We start from the raw sequence: 22,711 nt of genomic DNA on the forward strand, positions 1-22,711 counted from the left end.
GCGGAGTTGAATTTGCCGCGCGCCAGACCGTCAATAACAGGCCCGACCTCGTCAGCACGAGGCCGGGCCTGTTTGCATGTGGCCAATAGACGGACGACCGGACTGGCGCCACACTCACACAACAGCAACACTCATCACCACCCGATACACACAGAGGATTCCCACATGCTATGGAAAAAAGGCCGACGCAGTGACAACGTCGTCGATGCCCGTGGTGATGATGCCGGCGGTGGCGGCGGCATGCGCTTCGGCGGCGGCAAAGGCCTGAGCCTGGGGGCCATCCTGCTGATCGTCGGTATCGGCTGGATCACCGGACAGGACCCAATGCAGATCCTCGGTCAGCTCGCCGGGCAATCCACACAACAAGCGGCGCCTACCTCGCAAACCCGTCAGGCACCGCCGGCCAACGATGAACAGGCCGAATTCGTCCGCTCGATCCTCGGCGATACCGAAGACACCTGGGGCGCGATTTTCCAACAGGCCGGGCGCCAATATAAAGACCCGACCCTGGTGCTGTTCAGCAATCGGGTCAATTCCGCCTGCGGTCTGGCCACCTCGGCCACCGGCCCGTTCTATTGCCCCGCCGACCAGAAGGTCTATCTGGACATGGCGTTCTTCCAGGAAATGTCGCAACGCTTCAAAGCGGCCGGCGACTTCGCTCAGGCCTACGTGATCGCTCACGAAGTCGGACACCATGTGCAGACACTTCTCGGCGTCTCGGCGAAAATTCAGACAGCCCGCCAGCAAGGCCGGCAGATGGAAGGCGACGGCGGTTTGCTGGTGCGTCAGGAATTGCAGGCCGACTGCCTCGCTGGCGTCTGGGCCTACAACGCGCAGAAGCGTTTGAACTGGCTGGAACCGGGCGACATTGAAGAAGCCTTGAACGCGGCTAATGCCATCGGTGATGATCGCCTGCAACAACAGGGTCAGGGCCGTGTGGTACCGGACTCGTTTACTCACGGTACGTCGGCGCAAAGGGTGCGCTGGTTCAAAACCGGATTCGCGCAGGGCCAGGTCGGCCAGTGCGACACCTTCGCGGCGAAAAACCTGTAAATGCATAAATGGCTTTTGGCGTTACTGATCGTTGGCAGCACCGCGCAAGCTGCCGGTGTCGATGCGATCAGCCCCGGTCGTTTGCAACTCAAGGCCGGGGAAATGGCGGTGGGCATCGGCCCCGCGCCGGAGAAAATCGAGCGCGTGCTGATCGTCATTCATGGCCGCTTGCGCAACGCGGAAACCTATCGCAAAAGCGCCGAGAGCGCCGCCGAACTGGCCGGACAAAGTGCCCACACACTGGTGATTGCGCCACAGTTCCTCAATGAAAGCGATGTGGCCTTATATTCGCTGCCGCCGACACTGCTGCGCTGGCAAGGCAACGAATGGATGGGCGGCGGCTTATCCACAGGGCCGAATCCGTTGAGTTCCTACGCCGCGCTCGATGAGATCGTCGGACGGATCAGCGATCGCAAACAGTTTCCGGACGTGAAGCAGATCGTGATCTTCGGCCACTCCGGTGGCGGCCAGGTGGTGCAGCGCTATGCCCTGCTCGCCAAGGAGCAGCCGGCGCTGAAGGCCAACGGTATTCGCTTGCGCTATGTCGTGGCCAATCCGTCTTCTTATGCCTACTTCAATGAACAACGGCCGGTGGCGTTCGATCACGCCAAGTGCGCGGGTTTCAATCGCTGGAAGTACGGTTTGTCAGACGCGCCGGTGTATGCCGGTGGGCAAACGCCGTTGCAGCTTGAGAGCAGTTACATCAAACGCGAGGTGATTTATCTGCTTGGGCAGCAGGACACCGACCCCAAGCATCCGGCGCTGGACAAGGGTTGTGAAGCCGAGGCGCAGGGTGCGTATCGCCTGGAGCGTGGGAAGTTGTACTTCGGCTATTTGCTCCGTCGGCACCCGGAAGGGGTGAATCAGCGGCTGGTGGAAGTGCCCGGGGTTGGGCATAACGGCGATGGAATGCTGACCTCGCCGGAGGGGCAAAAGGCGTTGTTTGAACAGTGAGTTGTGCGGTGGATGATCTAGCCTCTTCGCGAGCAGGCTCGCTCCCACATTGGATTGATGCATTACACAAAATCTCTGTGCACCGAAGATCTAATGTGGGAGCGAGCCTGCTCGCGAAGGCGTCCCTTCTGACAACATAAATCTCAGGCCAGAAGCATCCGCCGCAACTCGACACAATCCTTCGCATGCCAATCGACCAACTCGGGCCACGGGTTATCCGGCAGATTCACCAACACCGTCCGCGCCCCCGCCGCCCGCCCGCAATCCAGATCAAAACGGTAATCACCGACCATCACCATCGCGCTCGCCGGCACTTCCCAAGCGTCTGCCAGCTTCAGCAACCCACCCGGATGCGGCTTCGGCGGTGCTTCATCACGGCCCAACACATCTTCCACCGCGAAGCAGTCAGCCAATCCAATCGCCTCCAGCGTCACATGCGCTAGTTCCCGCGCATTGCGCGTCAGAATGCCGAGGCGGTAACCGCGCGCATGCAGATCGCGCACCAGTTCCACCGCGCCGGTGGCCGGGGTCGAACCCAGCGCCAGATCGCGCTCGTGCTCCAGCAACCAGGCATGTTTCGCCGCTGCCTCATCCGCCGGCAATGCCGCAAGATGAGTGAGGATGTCGTCCTCCGGCGGAATCGCCAGCGCCACGCGAATCGCCGCAAAATCATGCACAGCGACGGTCAGCGTGCCGTCCATGTCGAACACCCAGTGCTTCACCTCTTTCAGGCTCATGCCCAATCCTTGCGATGGCGGATCAAGCCTTCCTGCGTCACCGAAGCGACCAGTTGCCCGGCGCGGTTGTATACGCTGCCACGGGAGAAACCACGGGAATTGCCGGCCCACGGGCTGTCCATCGCGTAGAGCAACCAGTCATCGGCGCGCAGATCATTGTGAAACCACAGCGCGTGATCGAGGCTGGCGACCTGCATGTCTTTCTGCCACACCGACTTGCCGTGGGGCAGCATCGAGGTCGTCAGCAAACCGAAGTCCGAGGCGTAGGCCAGCAGGTATTTGTGCAGCGCCGGGATGTCGGCCAATGCGCCGTCGGCGCGGAACCACACGTATTTCACCGGATCGGCCGGTTGCGGGTTGTACGGGTCTTTTTCGGTGACCGGGCGCACTTCGATCGGTTTCGGGCACAGCAGTTTTTCACGCATGTGCTCGGGGATCAGGTGTGCGCGTTGCTGGGTCAGTTCCAGCTCCGACGGCAAGTTTTCCGGGCCGACCACCACCGGCATCTGGCTCTGGTGTTCGAACCCTGCCTCGTCGTATTGAAACGATGCGCTGCAGGTGAAGATCGGATGGCCCTTCTGGATCGCCGTGACGCGGCGGGTGCTGAAACTGCCGCCATCACGCACGCGATCAACCGAATAAACCACCGGCAACTTGGCATCGCCCGGACGCAGGAAGTAGCCGTGCATCGAATGCACATGACGCGTTTCTTCAACCGTCTGACTGGCCGCCGACAGCGACTGACCGAGCACCTGGCCACCGAACAACTGACGGAAACCCAGGTCCTGGCTACGGCCACGGAACAGGTTTTCTTCGATCGGTTCCAGGGTCAGCAGGTCGACCAGATCTTCCAACACTTGGCTCATTCAGACTCTCCTCACACAAAGCTATATACCGCGCAGTCTTGGCTGCGGCGGCCGATTCAGATTCTGGCGCGGGCCAATGATATGGCGGCCATTGTAAACGTCCGTGTCGGCTTATCCATGCAAGGTTTGCAGCCATTGTTCCCGGGTGATGCGGTACAGCACATGCCGGCGTAACGGATGATCGACGGCAAGCTTCGGGTGATCGAAATCATCTTGCGGGGCGTGATGCATGCCGATCGCCTGCATGACTTTCTCCGACGGCAGATTGGATTGCGCGGTGAAGGAGACGATTTCCTTTAGCGCCAATCGATCAAAGCCGCAACGCAGAGCAGTCCACGCTGCTTCACTGGCGTAACCCAGGCCCCAATGCTCTTTGGCCAGACGCCAGCCGATCTCCACCGCCGGCGTAAACGGTGCATCGAAACCGACCACACCGAGCCCGGTGAAACCGATGAATTCACCGCTGTCCTTGCGCTCCAGCGCCCAAAGGCCAAAACCGTGCTCGGCAAAATGCCCGCGAATCCGGCCGATCAGCGAAGCGCTTTCGAGGCGGCTCAACGCTGCCGGAAAATAGCGCATCACCTGAGGATCGGCGCACATCGCGGCAAATGCCGGCAAATCCTCGTCCTGCCACTGACGCATCAGCAAGCGCGCGCTTTCGAGTTCCAGTATCGGCTCCATCGTGCCCCTCCGTTTCCATGCCGCAAGTCTACATCGCTGGTAGGATCCTTCACTCTTTCCTACGTTCCTACATGAAACCGCCATGCCACTGCCGCTGATCTACCACGAAGACTACAGCCCCGAGTTTCCGGCGGATCACCGCTTCCCGATGGACAAGTTTCGTTTGCTGCGCGATCACCTGGTGGACAGCGGTCTGACCCGCGATGCCGATTTGTTGCGCCCGGAGATCTGCCCCAACGACATCCTCGCCCTCGCCCATGACCGTGCGTATATCGAACGCTACATGAGCGGCGAGTTGTCCCGCGAAGACCAGCGGCGTCTCGGCCTGCCATGGAACGAAGCCTTGGCGCGGCGCACGGTGCGCGCGGTCGGCGGATCGATTCTGGCGGCGGAAAAAGCCTTGAAACATGGCCTGGCCTGCCACTTGGCCGGCGGCACTCACCATGCGCATTACGACTACCCGGCCGGTTTCTGCATCTTCAATGACCTGGCGATCATCAGCCATTACCTGCTGCAAAGCGGTCGGGTCAATCGCGTGTTGATCTTCGATTGCGATGTGCATCAGGGCGACGGCACCGCGCGGATCCTGCATGACACGCCGGAGGCGATTACCGTTTCCCTGCACTGCGAGAAGAATTTTCCTGCACGCAAAGCGCAAAGTGACTGGGACATTCCACTGCCCAAAGGCATGGGCGACGCTGATTACCTGAAAGTGGTCGATGACACGCTCAATTACCTGCTGCCGCTGTATCAACCGGATCTGGTGCTGTATGACGCCGGCGTCGATGTGCACAAGGACGACGCCCTCGGTTATCTACAGCTCACCGACGAGGGCGTCGCCGCCCGCGATGAAAGCGTGATGCGCCATTGTCTGGGTCGCGACATTCCAGTGGTGGGCGTGATCGGCGGCGGCTACAGCAAGGACCGCCACGCCCTCGCCCGCCGCCACGGCATCCTCCATCACAGCGCGCAACGGGTCTGGCAGTCACACGGTTGTCATTGAGTTGTGCTGCGTTACCCACAATCGCTGTGGAACGGCCTGTGGATAACCTGAGTGAAAGGGACTACAGGCCATACCGCTTATGGCCTGCAGCACACTGATCATTTTTCAACCAACATTCTGAGCCAACACAAATCCTGTAGGAGTGAGCCTGCTCGCGATAGCGTCAGCACCTTCAACATTAACTTGGCTGACACACCGCTATCGCGAGCAGGCTCACTCCTACAAAAGATCTGCGCTGTTAGAATGCGCGCCTTATCCCGCCATACCGCAGCGCACGCCATGACCCAGAATTCCGCCTCCTCCCCCGCTCACGTCGCCATCATCGGCGGTGGCCCCGCCGGCCTGATGGCCGCCGAAGTGCTGAGCCAGGCCGGAATCCGCGTCGACCTCTACGACGGCATGCCCTCGGTGGGCCGCAAGTTCCTGCTGGCCGGCGTCGGCGGCATGAACATCACCCACTCCGAAGCCTACCCTGCATTCCTCTCGCGCTACGCCGAGCGCGCACCGCAAATCGCCCCGCTGCTGCGCGGCTTCGACGCCGATGCGTTGTGCACATGGATTCACGATCTGGGTATCGAAACCTTCATCGGCAGCTCCGGCCGCGTGTTCCCCACCGACATGAAAGCCGCCCCCCTGCTGCGCGCCTGGCTCAAACGCTTGCGTGATAGCGGCGTAGTTATCCACACCCGCCATCGCTGGCTCGGCTGGGATGAACACGGCGCGCTGCGCATCGACAGCCCGGAAGGTGAAATAACCGTCAAACCCGACGCCAGCCTGCTCGCCCTCGGCGGCGGCAGTTGGTCGCGCCTCGGTTCCGACGGTGCGTGGATGCTGGCTCTGGAACAGCACGGTGTAGGACTGGCGCCGTTGCAGCCGAGTAATTGTGGCTTTGAAGTGCAGGCCTGGAGCGAATTGATGGTCAGCAAGTTCGCCGGCGCGCCGCTGAAAAACATCGCCATCGGTTTGAACGACGACGTTCCGCGTTTGGGCGAATGCGTGATTACCGCGAGCGGGATTGAGGGCAGTCTGATTTATGCACTGTCGGCGCCGATTCGTGAGGCAATCAATCAACATGGCGCGGCGGTTATTCACATTGATCTGTTGCCCGGCCGGCCTGTGGATAAATTGCAGACGGCGTTGAGCAAGCCACGTGGCTCGCGGTCGATAGCCAAGCATCTGCACAGTCAGGTCGGGATTGATGGGGTGAAAGCGGCGTTGTTGCGTGAACTGACTGATGCAGCAACTTTCTCCGACCCAGCGCTATTGGCCCGGGCGATCAAGGCACTGCCGCTGACGTTAGTGAAAACGCGGCCATTGGACGAGGCGATCAGCAGCGCTGGGGGCGTGACGTTCGAGGCGATGGATGAGCGCTTGATGCTCAAGGCGTTGCCGGGGGTGTTCTGTGCGGGGGAGATGCTCGATTGGGAGGCGCCGACGGGCGGCTATTTGCTGACGGGATGTTTTGCCAGTGGGCGGGCGGCGGGGTTAGGGATTGTGCAGTGGCTCAAGTCCGAGGCGTCTGCCTGAACCCTCACCCCAGCCCTCTCCCAGAGGGAGAGGGGGCCGAACGAGGTGTCTGACGTCATCCATCGACCTGAAAAACCGAGTCGATTATGGATTTAGTCAATCGAGTATCTCGCGCCATACATCGACCTGAAAACCCGAGTCGATTATGGATTTGGTCAGACGACCTAGGTGTCAGGCGAAAGCTTTTTCGATTTTGGATTCACAGCCGTAGGATCAGAGCATCCCCCAATCAGCCCCCTCTCCCTCGGGGAGAGGGGGCTGATCGAGGTGTCTGGCGCCATACATCGACCTGAAACACCGAGTCGATTATGGATTTGGTCAGACGACCTAGCTGTCAGGCGAAAGCTTTTTCGATTTTGGATTCACAGCCATAGGATCAGGTCGGCGTACTTTGCGAGCATCCCCCAATCAGTCCCCTCTCCCTCCGGGAGAGGGCTAGGGTGAGGGGCTTTTGACTTTAAGGCTTGCGCTTACGCGGTCCAGTGTTGAACACCGGCACCTTACGCACAGGCTTGATCGATGGCTCCGGCGCCTGCGTCTCGCCGCTGTCGACCCACTTGCCCAGATTGCGCTTGCCACCACCACCCGAAGCTTTCGGCTTCTTCGGTTTTTTCGGCTTCTTGATCACCTGACCGCTGGCATCGGTATCCGGCACACGATGCTCCGGTTCGAAATCCGGCTCGTTCTGGCGCTTCAAGGTCTGACGCGTCAGCATCTCGATCGCCGACAACATGTTCACTTCATCTGCGCACACCAGCGAGATCGCCTCACCGGTTGCACCCGCACGACCGGTACGACCAATGCGGTGAATGTAATCCTCAGCCACGATCGGCAGATCGAAGTTGATCACCAACGGCAGATCTTCAATATCCAGGCCCCGCGCCGCAACGTCAGTCGCGACCAGAATCTGCACTTCACTCAATTTGAAACGATCCAGCGCGCGCTGACGGGTTGCCTGCGGCTTGTCGCCGTGGATACCGTCGGCATTCACACCCAGGCCCTGAAGTTTTTCCACCAGCGCATCGACACCGTTGCGGGTTTTGGCAAACACCAGCACCTGCTTCCACTTGTTCTTGCGCATCAGGTGCACGAACAATTCGGCCTTGCGCTTCTTGTCCACCGTGACGATCCACTGCTTGACCGTATTGGCCGCAACGTTGCGCGGGCTGACTTCGACGGTCAGCGGATCGTTGAGCATCTGCCCGGCGAGCAGGCGGATGTCATCGGAGAAGGTCGCGGAGAACAGCAGGGTCTGGCGCTTTTTCGGCAACATGCGGTAAATGTTCGCCAGTTCTTCGGAGAAGCCCAGGTCGAGCATACGATCGGCTTCATCCAGCACCAGAGTCTGCAACTGATCGAGTTTCAGCGCGTTCTGGCGGAACAGGTCGATCAGGCGACCTGGCGTGGCGACCAGCACATCGACGCCGCCGCGCAGCTTCATCATTTGCGGGTTGATGCTGACGCCGCCGTAAACCGCGTACGTGCGCAGCGGCAGGTTTTCGGCGTACTGGCGCACAGACTCATGAACCTGCTCGGCCAGCTCGCGGGTCGGCACCAGAATCAGCGCACGCGCCGAGTTGGCAGCGACTTTCGGCCCTTCCATGGCCAGCAACTGCAGCAGCGGCAAGGCGAAACCGGCGGTTTTGCCGGTACCGGTCTGGGCCGCTGCCATCAGGTCACGACCGGCCAGCACGGCCGGAATGGCTTGCGCCTGAACCGGCGTAGGGGTCTGGTAGCCGAGCGTCTCGAGGGAGCGCAGCAAGGGTTCGATCAGGCCAAGGGTGGCGAAAGTCATGGAAGTACCGTAGGAAAAAATGACGCGGGCATGCAATGCCGCGCAGTTTACCCTAATTCGTACGCGTTTCTGTGGGAACGGCTGTTGGCGCCACGACTGGCGGCTGTGCCGGCCGACGCCACTGCGGCAAGCCAATCAACACCACGGCGCTGATGATCACCAGCATCGCCAGCGCTTCCTCGATCCCGATGGTCTCGCCGACAAACACAATCCCGAGCAACACCGCCACCGCCGGGTTGACGTAGGCATAACTGGTCGCCGCCGCTGGACGCACGTGCTTGAGCAAATACATATAAGAGTTGAAGGCGATGATCGATCCAAAGAAGATCAGGTAAGCCAGCGCCAGCCAGCCTTCAACCGGCGGCATGGCTTGCAGATGTTCACCGCTCGCGGCACTGCCGATCAGCAACACCACACCGCCGACCAGCATCTCCACCGCGCTGGCCATGGCGCCCTGCGGCAACGGCAAGTGTCTACTCCACACCGAACCGAACGCCCAGGTCGCCGCCGCGAAAATCAGCAACGCCGCGCCCAGCGGGCTCGATTGCAGGTTGGAGCCCATGTTGAGCATGGCAATACCAACAATCCCCAACGCCACCCCGGCCCACTCCAGCCGAGTGTTACGCGCGCCCCAGAAATATCCACAGAGCAAAGTAAACAACGGCACCGTCGCCACCGCCAATGCCGCCACACCCGAAGCCACGCCCGTGTGCTCGGCCACGCTCACCGCGCCGTTACCGAAACTGAGCAGCAAAATCCCGATGATCCCCGCCGCTTTCCATTGCGCCCAGGTCGGCGCCGGAGCCCCGCGCCAGCGCAGGAAGGCGTACATCAGGCTGCCGGCGATCACGAAGCGCACACCGCCGAGCATCAGCGGCGGCCAGTACTCAACGCCGATGCGGATCACCAGATAGGTCGATCCCCAAATCACGTACAGCGCAAAAAACGCGGCGATCAGCGGCAAGGAAAAACGGCGCAAGGCAGGCATGGGCAGCTCGAATGTCAGGCTCAGGGGATGGATTATTCTAGAAAGGCCCACAGCTAAAAATAAGTTACAAAACCTGTTTATAGCGCCGTTACACTTTGGAAAGAACGGAGATCGACGGCTTAAACCACGATTTCGAAAGTCTGGAATTTTCAGGAGTCCGGCCTTGGACAAATACGACCGCATGCTGCTCAGCGCCCTGCTCGAAAACGGCCGTGCGTCCTACGCCGACCTCGCGCGCAAAGTGAACCTCTCCGCCCCGGCCGTTGCCGAGCGCGTGGCCAAGCTCGAGGCATCCGGGGTAATCACAGGGTATGAGGCAAAAATCGACCTGTCGAAAATCGGCCTGCCGATCCAGTGCATGATCGAATTGCGCCTGCACCAGAACGGCAGCCAGAAGGTCTACGACGAACTGGTGAAAATCCCGCAACTGACCGAGTGCTTCCGAGTGACAGGCGACCCGTGCGTGATGATGAAGGCCGCGGTGGGATCGATGACGGAGCTGGAGGAGTTGATCAATCGGGTGGCGAAGTTTGGTTTCAGCAAGACCTCGATTGTGCTGTCGAGCGCCATCGAAAAGCGCGTGCCGCTCGGCCAGATCGAAGGCAACAGCAAATAGTCCGGATCACCACAAATCCAATGTAGGAGTGAGCCTGCTCGCGATAGCGGAGTATCAGTCGAAACAAATATTGACTGACACACCGCTATCGCGAGCAGGCTCACTCCTACAGGGGTTGTGTACTGGATTGGGGATCAGCGGTAACGCAGCAAGTGCTCGCTGACTTTCGCGGCGGGGACTTTCTGCAACTTGCACAGCAGGTCATGCGATAGCTCGCTGACGCCGTGCTTGTGCCGCAACTCATCCGCCAGATGCGCCATCAGATTCGCCGCCATCTCGGCATCGGCCATGGCCCGGTGAGCCTGGCCGGTATGCGGCAGGCGCGCAAACGTGGTCAACGTACCGAGCTTGTGATTCGGCGCCGCAGGCATCAAGCGCCGTGCCAGCAACAGCGAACAGGCAAAGTTCTGCAACCGCGTGCGTTTGATCCGTCCCAGTTCAAAGTCCCAGAACTTCTGGTCGAAGGATGCGTTGTGCGCCACCAGCGGCGTGCAGCCGACAAACTCGTTGACCTCGTTCATCACCTGTTCGGCCGATGGCGCGGTGCGCAGCATGGCGTTGCTGATGCCGGTCAGTTGTTCGATGAACGCAGGGACGCGTACGCCGGCGTTCATCAGGCTCTGGTAACGCTCGACGATGCGGCCGTTTTCCAGCATGACCACGGCGATTTCCGTGGCGCGGCAGTTGCTGTTCGGCGACAGGCCGGTGGTTTCAAAGTCGATGACTGCAATGCGTTCCAAACCGGGTTCAACTCCGTACAAATCAATTCTTCAGCTTAATTTTTTAACAGCAGCGCGCCTTCGATCGGCACGTAACGGCTGGCGGCGCGGATCAGCGAGTTGGCGGTCAGGCCGGGCACGCCATAGGCGACTGCTTGCACGCCGTGTTTGCTGATGATGCGTTCGAGCAGCATGTCGAAATCACCGTCACCGGAGGCTAGGACGATTTCGTCGACATGGTCGGCGGCGTCCATGATGTCGAGGGTGATGCCCACGTCCCAGTCGCCCTTGGCCGAGCCGTCGCTGCGCTGGATGTAGGGCTTGAGCTTCACGGTGAAACCGAGGTTGCGCAGGATCTGCTGGAACTGCTGCTGCTTGCTGTCGCCACGGTCGATCGCGTAGGCGTAAGCCTCGACGATCTGCCCGTCCTTACTGATGTCGGCCCACAATGCGGCGTAGTTGAAGTGACAACCATAGGCCTGACGCACGGTGTAGTAGAGGTTCTGCACGTCGGCGAACACTGCGATTTTTTTCACCGGAGTTCCTGTGGGCGCGCAAGCGCACGAAGCGGGATCAGGCGCCAGGCCCGAAAAAGGCGCTCAGTATGCCAGCCATCAGGAGGGTTCCGCGAATAATCGGCCCGGAGCCCTCAGGGGCTCCGGACGAATGGTGAATCAGACGAAGGAATCGTCGTCATCGAAGAACGATGAGTTGTCGTTGCCGTAGTCGGTGTCGGTGAACCCGCTCTGGTCATTGCCAGAGAAGCCGTTATCGGCCACACGCTGATCATCACCCCAGCCGTTGTTGCTCTGGTCGGCAACCTGCGCCGGCTCTTCCTTGATCACTTCAACGATTTCTTCCGGCTGCTGGTTGTGATGAAAGAGGCTGCTGATGCCCTGCGCCAGCATCACGCCACCGGCCACACCGGCGGCGGTTTTCAAAGCGCCGCCGAGGAAGCTGCTGCCCGCCCCTGGAGCGGCTTGCTGTGCGTAGTTAGGTGGTGGCGCGCCGAAGTTCTGTTGTGGCGCCGGGGCCGCGTAATTCTGCTGCGGTGCCGGTTCGCGCCAGCCGCCGGTCGACGCCGGGGCGGCACTTTGGGTCGGCGCCGGACGTGGGCTGCCACCAAAGATGCTCGACAGGAAACCACCACCACTCGGCGCCGGTGCGGCACTCTGCGCCTTGGCCGCTTGCAGCTCGGCCTGCAACTGCTGGGCTTGCTGGGTCAGTTGTTTGTTCTGCTCGTCGAGGCTCTTGAGCGCCGCCTCTTGCACCAGAATCGCCTGGGTCATGAAATAACCTGCCGCCGGCTGGCGGGTCAGGTGTTCCTTGATCCGCGCCTCAGCCTGGGCGTCGCGCGGGGCTGCCTCCGTTTCGGCCTGTTGCAGCCGGGAAAACAGTCCATCGATCAGGGTTTGCTCTTCGCTGTTCATGGCGACCTCGTAGATTGCCGGGGATAACATTGCCCTCGTCCACGTTGGCCGAGGTGCTCTCCTGTAATGGAGACGGTGACAAAACGTTTCAATGACCTTTACCGAATGTTTACGTTTGTGTCGCGCCAGTCATCATCGGTTAAAGTGAGCCACTGTTTTCGACCTGCGATACCGACTGATGAATGCCCTCGAAGTGCTGCGCGACTCTCTGTATTTTTTCAAACGCCATTTGGGCAGCATCGTGCGGTTGTGCCTGCCGCTGGTGATTTTCGAAGCGTTTCTGCAACAGGTGGTCGATCACGCCAGCGGGCCGGAAAACATCTCGGCGATCAGCATCGTCGTTGGTCTGCTGGTGTATCCGCTGTACACCGCAGCGCTGATCCTCTTTCTCGATGCACGCAGCCGTGGCGAGGCGCCGCGCAACCGCGATCTGCTGGCGATGGCCGCCACTCTGTGGCCGCGCTTCGCGTTGCTCACGGCGCTCAATACCTTGCTGATTCTGCTGGGCCTGTCGCTGTACTTCCTGCCGGGCCTGATGTTGATGGTGATGCTCGCGTTCGGCGAATACCTGCTGGTGCTGCGCGGCATGGGTCCCTTGCAGGCGATGAAAGAAAGCCTGCGCCTGACCCGTGGGCATTTCTGGCGAATCCTGTTGTGCATTCTCTGCGTGATGACGCCGCTGTGGTTGCTCAAGGGCGCGACGCTGGCGGTGTACCCGGAGCCGCAGAACCCGGTGATCGCCATACTGATCGACAGCGCTCACAGCTTCCTGCAACTGTTCACCAGTGTGGTGTTGTTCCGCCTGTTCATGCTGATCAGCGAATTGCCTGACAAACGTGACAGAGTGGTCTGACAGCACTGCGCTTGGGCTTCGAGACGGCCGTCAGGTATGCTCGGGGCCACTTTCTGTAACGCTATAAGCCGAGCCATGACCCGTCTACTGCGCTACACCCTGTTACTTGCCGTGCTCGCCCTCGTCCTGATCGGCGCGCTGATGTTCAGCCTGACCTGGCGCCCCGATGCCCGCGAAACCCTGCCGGTCAGTTGCACGGGGACGCCACCGACGCTGGTGCCGGGCCAGGCGCTGAAAGTCATGACCTGGAACGTGCAGTACCTGGCTGGCAAGCGTTACGTGTTCTGGAATGATCTGGCCCAAGGCAACGATGAAGCGCCGACCCAGGAAGACATGGCCTTCAGCCTCGATGAGGTGGCGCGGGTGATCCGCGATGAGCAGCCCGATGTGGTGCTGTTGCAGGAACTGGATGACGGCGCCAAGGCCAGCGACTACCAGGATCAGCTGAAGTTATTGCAGGAACGCGTTGCCGACCTGTATCCGTGCAGCGCCAGCGCGTTTGACTGGAAAGCCGAATTCGTCCCCGACGCTCATGTTTTCGGCAGTGTCGGGCGACAACTGGCGACCCTGAGCCGCTACCGCATCGAACACGCCGAGCGCCTGCAACTGCCGGTCGCCTCAGCCAACTTTATCAGCCGTCAATTCCAGCCAAAAGATGCGCTGCTCGCGACCAAACTGCCGCTGAGCGATGGTGGGCAACTGACCGTTTTCAATACCCATCTGGAGCGTGCCAGGCAACCCGACGACACCTTGCAGGCGCAAGTGAGCGCCGTGGCCAAAGTGCTCGACAAGTACGAAAGTCAGGGCCTGCCGTGGTTGATCGGTGGCGACTTCAATCTGTTACCGCTCGGCCAGTATCGCCGTTTGTCTGCCGAACAACGCACGCCCTACTCAGCCGACAGCGAACTGCATCTGCTGTGGGACAAGTACCCGATGATCCCGACCAACAATGAGGCCAGCGGTATCGACCGTGCGCAGTGGCTGACCCACTACCCCAACGACCCCGGTCTGAATGGCCCGGATCGCACGGTCGACTATCTGTTCTATAGCCCGCGGATCAAACGGGTTGAAGCGCTGGTTCGGCAGGACGATACCTTGCGCATTTCCGATCACCTGCCGGTGATTGCGCGGTTCCTGCTCCCCGCCGCGCCTTAGATCACAACTTCGGCACACCACCGATCACTGTGGGAGCGAGCCTGCTCGCGAAAGCGCTGTATCAGGCAACGAATGCGTCGACTGAAACGACGCCTTCGCGAGCAGGCTCGCTCCCACAGTAGATTGATGTCGTAGCGTTATTCTGTGGCCGACTTCAATTTTGTAGGCGCTGCCGATCTCTTGATCTTCAGGTCCCGCGCGGTTTGGCCCGTGCGGTCGCCTCGGCCACCAACGGATCATCCGGCCAATAGTGGCCCGCACCACGTGAGTGCTCTTAAGATTGACAACCTTTAGAGCCCAGAAAACCTGGCCATAGTCGAACATGCTAGTGACGCAGGTTGACAGTCAATCCATGCAGATGCGGTTGACAATAATCAGGTTGAAAACTCATTTCCATTGACATCCAGAAAACGCGAGCTTGCTCATTCGACCTGAAAGGATTGACAACCTAACAGAGCGGGCATGAGCGCGAAGGCATTCAGAGACCAGCCAGACGTGGGAAAATGAGTACGGATTTTCGTCGCAATCTATTTCACAATGACTCAAGCAATTAGTTTGGCACTGCGCTTTAAGTGTGGTGATTGGTTTCGCCTGCATTACTCCGAACCTTTAATCTCACCACCTGATGGCCGCTGAAAATCAACACGGACTCAATCACTTTCAAATTGACTCGACAACCAAGTAAACTCGAGCGACCATCACAACATTCCATAAATCTAAAAATCAACCAAATATAACTTATCCCCACCACCCCGCACACGCCAGTTGCCGGCCAAGCATCGCAGGAGACATGAAGTCCGTGAAAGAATTCACCAGTCCGGTATCAAATATTGCAATATTTCATGACGAGGAAAGGCACTTCTTAGAAGCCCTGACACGCTGGAATTACTTTCCAAATCAAAAAGACTCGTCGACTGAACTGCCGCCTTGCTTCTCAACAAGTAGATTCACTCCGGAAATTGCTGAAGAGCTGGCTAACGTAGATTTAAGCAGAGAGCGTAAGGCCTACTGGTTCGACCTCGTGGAATACAGGGCTACACGATTCAACAACGTTCCGAGGGTGCTCAGCCTGATACATCCCCAGGCCTATTCACGAATATACTCGAAGCTAAAGGAGAACAGACTAGAAATACTCGAGCTGATGAAGGATGAAAATAGTGCCATTACTGCCGAACAGCACAATGATGGCCGCATGTTTATTATGAACTATGAAGACCATGAAACTAAAACCAAAAACACCTTGGATATTAGTTTTGGCGCTGGTTTCCGAGCTCATGCTGACGTGGCCAATTGCTTTGGCTCTATCTACACGCATTCACTGGAATGGGCTATTCAAGGTTATGAAGAGGCCAAAGAGCGCCTACGCGAACGTGGAGGAGAAAAGCACTGGAGCTCTGCCCTCGACGTTGCGCTTCGGAATGCAAAACGAAATGAGACTTCGGGCCTTCCTGTTGGCCCTAGTTCCTCAAGCATTGCGGTTGAAATAATTCTAGCTGCAGTTGATAGAGAGCTTGCAGGAAAATATCGGTTCGTACGCTACATTGATGACTATACGGCCTATTGCGAAACACACATTCAAGCCCAAGAGTTTGTTCGCGCCCTTAGTAACGCCTTGTCGCGCTACCGTTTAACGCTTAACCTTAGCAAAACTAAAATTACTGAACTACCAGAGCCTTTGATCGACTCCTGGGTTACTAAATTAAACAATGCCACACCTTGGAGAACTGACTCCAATGGAGCATTGACACTACTTACTCATGAAGCCATAAACTTCCTTGACTATGCCGTGCATTTAAACAAGGCAGAGCCCGACGGCAGCGTATTGAAGCTTGCTGCAGGTCTAATTTGCCATAGAGCTCAAGGTGATACAGCGGCAACAGTATTCCAGTATATTCTCAGCCTGAGCTGGCACTACCCAATACTATTGCCCTTGCTTGAAAAAGTCGATGCCACCTCTGACTACTATGACAAAGAAGCCGTATCTAAAAAATTCAATGGAATCCTCGAAACCAATGCCTTACACCGCCGCTCGGATGGCATGTGTTGGGCGCTATATTATTTGAAACAACTAAGCTCCCAGCCCACACAACAAAATATCGAACTAGTTATTCAAACCGGTGACGCTACAGCGATTGCACTGCTTAGTAGCTTTGAATCTGGTGTAGACGCTGCAGTAGCGTATGCAAACCAGGTTACTGAAAACTGCACCCTTTATGAACTTGATCAGAGCTGGATTCTTCTATACCAGCTTTTTTTCCACGAGAAGATAAATAACCCGTACGCGGACGACCCGACATTCGAGATCCTTAAGAAACACGATGTCCAGTTTTTGAATCCTCCTAAAAAGGGCTCCAAAGCTGAGGACTATTGCTTCTATTACTCGAACCCATTTAGAGAGGAAAATGAATCACCGGTAGGGTTCAAGGACTACTTAGATGGAAAGCATTAACCGCCAAGTACAGCCCCGAGGACTTCAGGCGCAATGCTCTACGATGGCGCTGCGGTGGATACAACGCTCCTCTTTTTGGGAGCATTACGCCGTAGCTTTCAGGACTTGCCCCATCCGGGGTTCGAAAGCTGATACATGCTTTTTTCCTTAAAGCATACCTAAACTGATAAATCTCAAAAGGCACTAGAGGCTTCATAACACGTAATTTACTTACGCATTACGTACCTGAAGCCTCTAAACCTTCAGTTTGTGAAAAAACATTTCAAAGCTGCAAGTCAGTCAGCGATAAAACCACGTGTACGCCACTGCTGCCTCACAAAATCACCGAAGTTATAACCTTCCCCAAGGTCGAGTCCGTCGGCGTGATCACAAACGATAATCTGCGGCCTCATACCAGTTTGCTCTGCAGTATCATCACAGAACTTAGCAAGTTGAGTAAACATGTTCGACACCGCATCGATATCGTCGTGCAATGCGACACCCTTAGTGTCATCAGGCCTTAAATTATCAGCCACAAATTCCTGGCCATCATCCTTGGAAGGGAAATAAACCTGTGTAGGTTGATCAAGGAAGAGAATCGGCGGAATTTTGCACTTATCGGCCCTAGCAGCAAATTGATAGTGCAGTGCCATGAACAAGGTAAGGTGCGAGTAAACCCAGTTTGCACCACTTCCCATAGACCTGAGGAAAACTTTTTTGAAGGCTTCCTTCTCATGCCACAAGTCAAAGCTATTTACGTCAAACTTCAGAGACCCCGTCTTGTACGTTTCTTCGAAGTGAAACTTTTGACCAAGCTCCTTCATTTTTTTGTTGATGTCTCTCGCCAGCCTGTCCAGCTCGATATCAACATCATACTCATCAAGCTGGGCTTGGTATTTCTTAACCTGCGCCTCCCAATAATCCTTCATCTTCTTCAAGTCAGAAGGCGGGTTTTCGATGAACTTGTCGATTTCGATCTCAAGCAACAGCTTCGTTTTCTTCGGAGCATCCTCCAAAGAGCTGGCCTGGGCCAGCCGCTCTTCCTGCTCTTCAAAAGGCTTGAGGGAGGTCTGGACTTCTTTGAGCCTCTGACGAAAGTCCTTGATATCTTTCCTCAGGTCGCGACTCTCCTGCCCCAGGCTCTCACGCGCAAACGATGAAAGCTTCAGTTCAGTGTTCAGCCACTCGATGGCCTGTGTCAGCTTGTTGGCCTGATCCTCCGGGATATCGGAGTGAGACTCACACACTGGGCAGAACGTGTGCTCAAGGTTCGTGGAGCGGGGAATCGTCAGCGAGGCATACGAGGCACCAATCCCCTTCGCTTGCTCAACAGATCGCTCAAGTAGATTGAGTCGACCTATCGCCGAACGCAGGTCGGCCACGTGTTTTGCCTTTTGGTCACGCAGCGAGTTGAGCGTCTTCTCGTAATCATCAGCCAGCCCATCCACGGTGACTGGGGTACCTTTCATCAGCCTGAGTGCCTGACTTGGCTTGATGAAAATCTCATCAGCCGTCATATCGAACAGGGGAACTCCCGCGAGGGCCTGGTACTCCGTGAGCAGTTTCTCGAACTTCCCAACGGTCTCTTCCCTGACTTTCTCGTCTTTGGGAATTTTCAGCTCAACCCGACGAAGCTCATACGCTGCTTCGGTTAGATCCTTGGCGATATCAAAATACTCTTCCTTCACGATACCCATGAATATCTTGAAGTGGTCGATGGCCTGATCCCGTTTAACCTTTTCATCAAACCGGTAGAAAATAGCGTGTTTGTTCGCTACCAGGTTCTGGTGCTGAAGCATAAACGACGGGAAGCTACGCACTGATGGCGTGGCGCCCTTGCTACCCGTTACCTCTTTGTACATCGGGTCTTTGTCGATGTTCTCCAGCGTTACACCAAAGTACTTTCCGAGACTCTTTAGGAAGGCGTCCTTATGGATGTAAAAGCGATCGTCAAAGAAGTATTCAACATGCCCCATGAGCTCTAGTACGTTCTCGGCCTCTGGCCCGGTGACCTCACGCAGGAAGCAACGTTTGGAAGCCGCTGCGCGTGCCACCACAAGCGTCAGGCTCGGGAACTGCAGGACGGTGAAAAAGGTATCGCCACGCTCAGTCAGCTTACCATCCGGAATAGTGTCCTCGCTGCTGCCCAGGCAGTAGTCAAAGATCTCCAGAATAGCGCTTTTCCCGGTAGACGATTTACCGGTGATGATATTGAGGCCACGGGTGAACTCCACACTGTGAAGTCTTTTATCTTTGTCTACGACGCCGATATATCGTACATAACAGTTCATAGCGATTTCAGCCCCAATGACCTATAAACAGAAACAACATTTTCACCCGTAAACACCACTGCGAGCTTTCGAGCGTATTTCAACAACTGGGCATCGGCATTTTCCGCCCTGATTTTGCCTTGCGGAGCCACCGACATATCTTCGTTGATCTTGATGCTCTGCTCCGAGGTAAGGATGAGCAGGGAAGCATTGGTGATCGGCTTGTACTCCTCAATGCGCGACTCCAAACCGAGAATCCGTTTGGGTTCCTGCATCAAGGTGCGGATTGAACTGTTTTTCCCCGCGTAGTGCAAAAACTTGTGAAGAGGTTTGTAAGTGATCAGGGGCAAAACTAAGTAGCTCAGCAGGATATCTTTCTCGGTCGGATCCCAGTGATCGTAAAAGGAGTGGATTATCGGCGCGAGGGCAAATGGCGTCCGGCGCAGCGTGTAAATATGATCTGCGGCATTCATACTCACGACCATAACCTCCAGTAAAACTCTCTTTCCTCGTCATCGGACTTCACGTCAGCAAGCATGTGATAAATGCCATTTCGGAAATCGGTCGTGGTGTCTTCGAAAGTATTCAGCTGCACCACCTCTGCAGAGTGCTGCTTGAAGAAAAACTTCAGTGACTGACGCTTCAGCTGGATGGGGCATTTCTCGTCCATCCAGTCGACCATCGCACTTAGCCGACCGTCCAGATGACGATCCAGATGGTTTTTCTGATAGCGTTTGATATCAAAATCCGAGGCCAGGTTGTCTCGGTACAGCTCATCAATGACCTCTCCGGCAATCAGAAGCTGCAAAGCAGCCTGCCTGACGCGTGACTCGCCATCGATTTCGCGGATCTTCTGCACGAAAGGCCGATCGGCAATCTCCTCAAGCACAATCGTCTGCTTCAGCGCTTCAGCATCCACCTCAGGGAAGACGCTCGAATGCTTCATGTAGCGCTTGGTCAGCTCAACAGTTTTGGCGGTGAACTCCTCACAGGTGATTTCCCAGCCGGTATCGATGTACCGGGTGCTGCCAATGAAGCCCAGGATGTCATCGATGTAGGACTGACGCTTCGACTCTCGTATCACCCTCAGTTGATCAACCTCGTAGGCATCGAGCCTCTCTTTGAGCGAAGGCGAGCCGGTGATGAACACAGCCCTCCCCAGCACCTCAAGCAGATCATCCCTCAGCTCTGGAGCCATCACGGATCGTAAGAGCGCCAAGGTCTCTGAAGGCTCTTTCGCCTTGGAAGCGACAAACCGCTGCTCGGCACCGTCGTAGATCGCAGTGAGCAAGGCGAGCTTTTGGGCAGCGGCACAACTGTTCCAGTCGGTCAGCGTCGACTTTGGCGAGTACTCCTGGTTCGTCACCAATATCAGGCTTTCGTACGCCGTATGGTCAAACGCCTTGTTCAGCCAGTTATTGAGGGTGTTCCAGATGTTCTGGTGGCCATCCCTCAACGCATCGGCGTAGAGCTTGACCTCCACTTGGGCCTCGTCTTCCAGGGTTACATCCCCGAAAACTTCGACCCACAAGCGCTTTCCCGTCTTCAGCTTGTGGCAATACTCAAGTGCAACCACAAGCTGGTATGTGAGGGCTTCGAAAAGCTTCGTCGCGTCAAACGGTAACTTATCTGGCAATTTATCCATAAAAATTCCACGACCGCCTCAGAAGGAGCACGAGCAGATCAGTTGGCTGTACTGATGACGGGATGACCAGCGTTTTCCACAGCACTTGGCGACGGAAAATAACTGTACGAATAGACAGTAAAAAAATTATGCTAATTCGACATTAAACTGTATATAAATACAGTTACTCTTATTGAATCCACTCGATGGTAGCACTTCAAACTCGATGATCGCAAAGGGCTATCAATCAATTGAGCTGGGCCGGTTTCATCGAACTATCAAAGGGATATCCATGGGATACCCGAAGGCTATTCGGAGAGTATCTTTAAGGTATCCAGTGTATTTGAAGTGGTAAGCAGAAATGCGTAGCACTGCCGATGCGAGCGGCCAGGAGGGTAGCCGGCGTTCAAACGAAGCACTGATACACTCAGTGCATGCTCAATAGGAATGCAAGGAAAGCAGATGGAAACTTACACTATTCCTCAATACTTAATATCCGCAGTTGCCGATTCCGTTTCCGTCTTTGAAACTCACGCCAGTTTGGACAGCCTGTTCATGTACGCCAACGCTCCAGGCGATCCTCCAGAAGGCAGCAAGGCCTTCAAGGCGCAGGAGTGGCTGCGCAGGATCAGCAAAGAATGCGGCACGGATGCGCTACCCATCGTCGGTCGCATCATCGAGAAGTACATGGAAGACGAAGAAGACACCTCTGGGCGCTTCTGGATTGATCCACAGCAGGCAAAAGAGCGAAAGGCAAAGATCGCTAGGATCAAGGACTGCCTGGAGCGTGCCGGCCTCACTTATAGCTCTGGAGGAATGCTCACCAAGGGCGAGGGGCTGGCGACCAAGACGCTGTCCGAACTAATCAAGAGCCGCAATATCGGCGCAATCGACTTCGAGTTCGAGCGGGCCATCAAGAACATCGAGTCGAGCCCCAGGGAGGCCGTATCGGCAGCGTGCAACATCCTCGAATCGGTATTCAAGGTGTACATTGAAGAGCACGACCACCTCGTTATGCCCGCCAAGCAGGATCTACAGGCTGTCTGGAAGATCGTCAGGGTTGATCTGGGGTTAGATGCATCATTACTTGAGGAGCGAGACCTGCAGGAAATCGTGACAGGGGTGGTGGCGACTGTCCATGGCATTGGTGCACTCCGCACTCATGCCAGCTCGGCGCACGGTGCGGGTAAACGACCCTACAAGCTCAAACCACGACATGCTCGGCTGGCGATCCATGCGGCTCATACCATCGCTGCATTCGTTCTGGAGACGTGGGACGAAAAGAGCGGTCGATCCCAGACAACCTAATCGCACTGCCACAGATCCGGTGCATCGACTCTGGGCGCACACTCAAGTATCTGCCGGTTCAGCCGCCAAGAGGAGATCACTCAAAACGTCGAGCCGGGCTTACGCCAAGGTGCGACAAGCATCGATGCCTTAGCTTCCTAGAAGCCCGAGCTCTGGCCTAGGTTCTATAGTCGACTATAGAGCGATTATAGAATCGCGTCCTCAGCGAAGCATCGTCAGCATTCTCTCCCTCACGACGAGCAGTGTCTTAAGCCCGAAAACGCGATAGCAAAAACCCGTCTCAGAACCGCCTAGAATTGAAGCGCGAGAGAAACCTTACCAAGACTTTCCCCCAGTGAAACGCTATCGACGAGCATTTACTCCTTCAACGCAAAAACTGCGTTCATGTCATCAATGCTCACGATGACCTTCGGCTTGGGAATCATGCCCTTCAGTCGCTTAACGGAGTAACTCACAGCCACGATGGCGAACTGACCATTCTCGAGGTCGACGAATTCGATTTCATCCCCTGGTCGCAGGCCAAGAGTAGTCCGTACCTGGGCAGGGATGGTGATTTGGCCTTTAGCATTCACTGTGGCAGTAGCCATGATGGATACCTACGCGATTAAGCACTTACATGATAGTCGAGCTGTACGGTAGGCCACATAACGTCAGTACATGGGGGCGAGCCGGGCTTTGGCCCGAAGAAGCGACAACCAAAGGAG

Annotated in this window: 21 protein-coding genes; 9 read left to right on the forward strand and 12 right to left on the reverse strand. The window is 56.7% G+C overall.

What is annotated here, in order from left to right; genetic code table 11:
- Nucleotides 1-165 precede the first annotated feature (165 nt).
- Together ypfJ and VY732_RS25680 are read left to right on the forward strand one after the other, a co-directional pair.
- A complete protein-coding gene (ypfJ, locus tag VY732_RS25675) occupies nucleotides 166-1,053 on the forward strand; it encodes a KPN_02809 family neutral zinc metallopeptidase (protein ID WP_077574637.1) in 888 nt (295 codons plus the stop codon).
- Nucleotides 1,054-2,007: an alpha/beta fold hydrolase gene (locus tag VY732_RS25680; RefSeq protein WP_331692478.1), complete on the forward strand. Its 954-nt coding sequence runs from the start codon at nucleotides 1,054-1,056 to the stop codon at nucleotides 2,005-2,007.
- 143 nt (nucleotides 2,008-2,150) lie between these two features.
- On the opposite strand, the gene VY732_RS25685 is transcribed toward VY732_RS25680, so the two are convergent.
- The 3 genes from VY732_RS25685 to VY732_RS25695 all read right to left on the reverse strand — a co-directional run bounded on the left by VY732_RS25685 (nucleotide 2,151) and on the right by VY732_RS25695 (nucleotide 4,291).
- On the reverse strand, nucleotides 2,151-2,744 hold the full coding sequence (locus tag VY732_RS25685) for an HAD family hydrolase (RefSeq protein WP_331692479.1): 594 nt from the start codon (nucleotides 2,742-2,744) through the stop codon (nucleotides 2,151-2,153).
- Nucleotides 2,741-3,610, reverse strand: a complete 870-nt coding sequence (tesB, locus tag VY732_RS25690) for an acyl-CoA thioesterase II (protein ID WP_277759395.1) — start codon at nucleotides 3,608-3,610, stop codon at nucleotides 2,741-2,743. The genes VY732_RS25685 and tesB overlap by 4 nt, the downstream gene beginning before the upstream one ends.
- A 111-nt stretch (nucleotides 3,611-3,721) precedes the next feature.
- Nucleotides 3,722-4,291, reverse strand: a complete 570-nt coding sequence (locus VY732_RS25695; protein WP_077574640.1) for a GNAT family N-acetyltransferase — start codon at nucleotides 4,289-4,291, stop codon at nucleotides 3,722-3,724.
- A gap of 82 nt (nucleotides 4,292-4,373) precedes the next feature.
- Between VY732_RS25695 and VY732_RS25700 the strand changes: the two genes are divergently transcribed.
- Entirely contained in the window at nucleotides 4,374-5,294 is a 921-nt protein-coding gene (locus VY732_RS25700; RefSeq protein ID WP_331692480.1) for a histone deacetylase family protein, read from the forward strand.
- Nucleotides 5,295-5,573: 279 nt separating this feature from the next.
- Nucleotides 5,574-6,821: a TIGR03862 family flavoprotein gene (locus VY732_RS25705; RefSeq protein ID WP_331692481.1), complete on the forward strand. Its 1,248-nt coding sequence runs from the start codon at nucleotides 5,574-5,576 to the stop codon at nucleotides 6,819-6,821.
- Between the two features lie 457 nt (nucleotides 6,822-7,278).
- Here the strand turns inward: VY732_RS25705 and VY732_RS25710 are convergent, their stop codons facing one another.
- Together VY732_RS25710 and yedA are read right to left on the reverse strand one after the other, a co-directional pair.
- Nucleotides 7,279-8,616 (reverse strand): DEAD/DEAH box helicase, encoded by a 1,338-nt coding sequence (locus VY732_RS25710; protein WP_016986155.1) that lies wholly within the window; start codon nucleotides 8,614-8,616, stop codon nucleotides 7,279-7,281.
- 52 nt (nucleotides 8,617-8,668) lie between these two features.
- Nucleotides 8,669-9,604: a drug/metabolite exporter YedA gene (yedA, locus tag VY732_RS25715; RefSeq protein ID WP_331692482.1), complete on the reverse strand. Its 936-nt coding sequence runs from the start codon at nucleotides 9,602-9,604 to the stop codon at nucleotides 8,669-8,671.
- A 163-nt stretch (nucleotides 9,605-9,767) separates the two neighbouring features.
- Between yedA and VY732_RS25720 the strand changes: the two genes are divergently transcribed.
- Entirely contained in the window at nucleotides 9,768-10,220 is a 453-nt protein-coding gene (locus tag VY732_RS25720) for an Lrp/AsnC family transcriptional regulator (RefSeq protein WP_331692483.1), read from the forward strand.
- A gap of 134 nt (nucleotides 10,221-10,354) precedes the next feature.
- On the opposite strand, the gene VY732_RS25725 is transcribed toward VY732_RS25720, so the two are convergent.
- From VY732_RS25725 to VY732_RS25735, 3 genes are all read right to left on the reverse strand, one after another.
- Nucleotides 10,355-10,960: a 3'-5' exonuclease gene (locus VY732_RS25725; protein WP_150694677.1), complete on the reverse strand. Its 606-nt coding sequence runs from the start codon at nucleotides 10,958-10,960 to the stop codon at nucleotides 10,355-10,357.
- A 35-nt stretch (nucleotides 10,961-10,995) separates the two neighbouring features.
- Entirely contained in the window at nucleotides 10,996-11,475 is a 480-nt protein-coding gene (locus VY732_RS25730; protein WP_007949802.1) for a LabA-like NYN domain-containing protein, read from the reverse strand.
- Nucleotides 11,476-11,613: 138 nt separating this feature from the next.
- Nucleotides 11,614-12,369 carry a DUF2076 domain-containing protein gene (locus VY732_RS25735; protein ID WP_331695897.1) on the reverse strand — a complete coding sequence of 252 codons (756 nt, stop codon included), beginning with the start codon at nucleotides 12,367-12,369 and terminating at the stop codon, nucleotides 11,614-11,616.
- Nucleotides 12,370-12,547: 178 nt separating this feature from the next.
- Here VY732_RS25735 and VY732_RS25740 point away from each other — a divergent pair, with 178 nt between their 5' ends.
- From VY732_RS25740 to drt4, 3 genes are all read left to right on the forward strand, one after another.
- On the forward strand, nucleotides 12,548-13,222 hold the full coding sequence (locus tag VY732_RS25740) for a YciC family protein (RefSeq protein WP_077574645.1): 675 nt from the start codon (nucleotides 12,548-12,550) through the stop codon (nucleotides 13,220-13,222).
- A gap of 75 nt (nucleotides 13,223-13,297) precedes the next feature.
- On the forward strand, nucleotides 13,298-14,377 hold the full coding sequence (locus tag VY732_RS25745) for an endonuclease/exonuclease/phosphatase family protein (RefSeq protein ID WP_331692486.1): 1,080 nt from the start codon (nucleotides 13,298-13,300) through the stop codon (nucleotides 14,375-14,377).
- A 790-nt stretch (nucleotides 14,378-15,167) separates the two neighbouring features.
- Nucleotides 15,168-16,826, forward strand: coding sequence for an antiviral reverse transcriptase Drt4 (drt4, locus tag VY732_RS25750; RefSeq protein ID WP_331692488.1), 1,659 nt, complete (start codon nucleotides 15,168-15,170; stop codon nucleotides 16,824-16,826).
- 275 nt (nucleotides 16,827-17,101) lie between these two features.
- Here drt4 and VY732_RS25755 read toward each other — a convergent pair whose 3' ends face one another.
- From VY732_RS25755 to VY732_RS25765, 3 genes are read right to left on the reverse strand one after another with little or no spacing between them, the layout of a single operon-like run.
- Nucleotides 17,102-19,096 (reverse strand): DUF3732 domain-containing protein, encoded by a 1,995-nt coding sequence (locus tag VY732_RS25755; protein WP_331692490.1) that lies wholly within the window; start codon nucleotides 19,094-19,096, stop codon nucleotides 17,102-17,104.
- Nucleotides 19,093-19,560: a three component ABC system middle component gene (locus tag VY732_RS25760; RefSeq protein ID WP_331692492.1), complete on the reverse strand. Its 468-nt coding sequence runs from the start codon at nucleotides 19,558-19,560 to the stop codon at nucleotides 19,093-19,095. Before VY732_RS25760 ends, VY732_RS25755 begins: the two co-directional genes overlap by 4 nt.
- Complete coding sequence (locus tag VY732_RS25765) at nucleotides 19,551-20,720, reverse strand: hypothetical protein (RefSeq protein WP_331692493.1); 1,170 nt, start codon at nucleotides 20,718-20,720, stop codon at nucleotides 19,551-19,553. Before VY732_RS25765 ends, VY732_RS25760 begins: the two co-directional genes overlap by 10 nt.
- A gap of 441 nt (nucleotides 20,721-21,161) precedes the next feature.
- Here VY732_RS25765 and VY732_RS25770 point away from each other — a divergent pair, with 441 nt between their 5' ends.
- Complete coding sequence (locus VY732_RS25770) at nucleotides 21,162-22,007, forward strand: abortive infection family protein (RefSeq protein WP_331692494.1); 846 nt, start codon at nucleotides 21,162-21,164, stop codon at nucleotides 22,005-22,007.
- Between the two features lie 356 nt (nucleotides 22,008-22,363).
- Here VY732_RS25770 and VY732_RS25775 read toward each other — a convergent pair whose 3' ends face one another.
- Nucleotides 22,364-22,594 (reverse strand): AbrB/MazE/SpoVT family DNA-binding domain-containing protein, encoded by a 231-nt coding sequence (locus VY732_RS25775; protein WP_331692495.1) that lies wholly within the window; start codon nucleotides 22,592-22,594, stop codon nucleotides 22,364-22,366.
- Nucleotides 22,595-22,711: the final 117 nt, after the last annotated feature.

This window comes from Pseudomonas sp. ZY71, assembly GCF_036542145.1.
GTDB classification, from domain to species: domain Bacteria; phylum Pseudomonadota; class Gammaproteobacteria; order Pseudomonadales; family Pseudomonadaceae; genus Aquipseudomonas; species Aquipseudomonas koreensis_A.

Excerpts from the sequence above, each read along its gene's own strand:
- VY732_RS25760 (WP_331692492.1), bottom strand. The coding sequence starts at position 19,560 with ATGGTCGTGAGTATGAATGCCGCAGATCATATTTACACGCTGCGCCGG.
- VY732_RS25765 (WP_331692493.1), bottom strand. The coding sequence starts at position 20,720 with ATGGATAAATTGCCAGATAAGTTACCGTTTGACGCGACGAAGCTTTTC.
- VY732_RS25770 (WP_331692494.1), top strand. The coding sequence starts at position 21,162 with ATGGAAACTTACACTATTCCTCAATACTTAATATCCGCAGTTGCCGAT.
- VY732_RS25735 (WP_331695897.1), bottom strand. The coding sequence starts at position 12,369 with ATGAACAGCGAAGAGCAAACCCTGATCGATGGACTGTTTTCCCGGCTG.
- yedA (WP_331692482.1), bottom strand. The coding sequence starts at position 9,604 with ATGCCTGCCTTGCGCCGTTTTTCCTTGCCGCTGATCGCCGCGTTTTTT.
- VY732_RS25685 (WP_331692479.1), bottom strand. The coding sequence starts at position 2,744 with ATGAGCCTGAAAGAGGTGAAGCACTGGGTGTTCGACATGGACGGCACG.
- VY732_RS25740 (WP_077574645.1), top strand. The coding sequence starts at position 12,548 with ATGAATGCCCTCGAAGTGCTGCGCGACTCTCTGTATTTTTTCAAACGC.
- VY732_RS25695 (WP_077574640.1), bottom strand. The coding sequence starts at position 4,291 with ATGGAGCCGATACTGGAACTCGAAAGCGCGCGCTTGCTGATGCGTCAG.
- VY732_RS25745 (WP_331692486.1), top strand. The coding sequence starts at position 13,298 with ATGACCCGTCTACTGCGCTACACCCTGTTACTTGCCGTGCTCGCCCTC.
- ypfJ (WP_077574637.1), top strand. The coding sequence starts at position 166 with ATGCTATGGAAAAAAGGCCGACGCAGTGACAACGTCGTCGATGCCCGT.
- VY732_RS25710 (WP_016986155.1), bottom strand. The coding sequence starts at position 8,616 with ATGACTTTCGCCACCCTTGGCCTGATCGAACCCTTGCTGCGCTCCCTC.
- VY732_RS25755 (WP_331692490.1), bottom strand. The coding sequence starts at position 19,096 with ATGAACTGTTATGTACGATATATCGGCGTCGTAGACAAAGATAAAAGA.
- VY732_RS25700 (WP_331692480.1), top strand. The coding sequence starts at position 4,374 with ATGCCACTGCCGCTGATCTACCACGAAGACTACAGCCCCGAGTTTCCG.
- drt4 (WP_331692488.1), top strand. The coding sequence starts at position 15,168 with ATGAAGTCCGTGAAAGAATTCACCAGTCCGGTATCAAATATTGCAATA.
- tesB (WP_277759395.1), bottom strand. The coding sequence starts at position 3,610 with ATGAGCCAAGTGTTGGAAGATCTGGTCGACCTGCTGACCCTGGAACCG.
- VY732_RS25705 (WP_331692481.1), top strand. The coding sequence starts at position 5,574 with ATGACCCAGAATTCCGCCTCCTCCCCCGCTCACGTCGCCATCATCGGC.
- VY732_RS25775 (WP_331692495.1), bottom strand. The coding sequence starts at position 22,594 with ATGGCTACTGCCACAGTGAATGCTAAAGGCCAAATCACCATCCCTGCC.
- VY732_RS25680 (WP_331692478.1), top strand. The coding sequence starts at position 1,054 with ATGCATAAATGGCTTTTGGCGTTACTGATCGTTGGCAGCACCGCGCAA.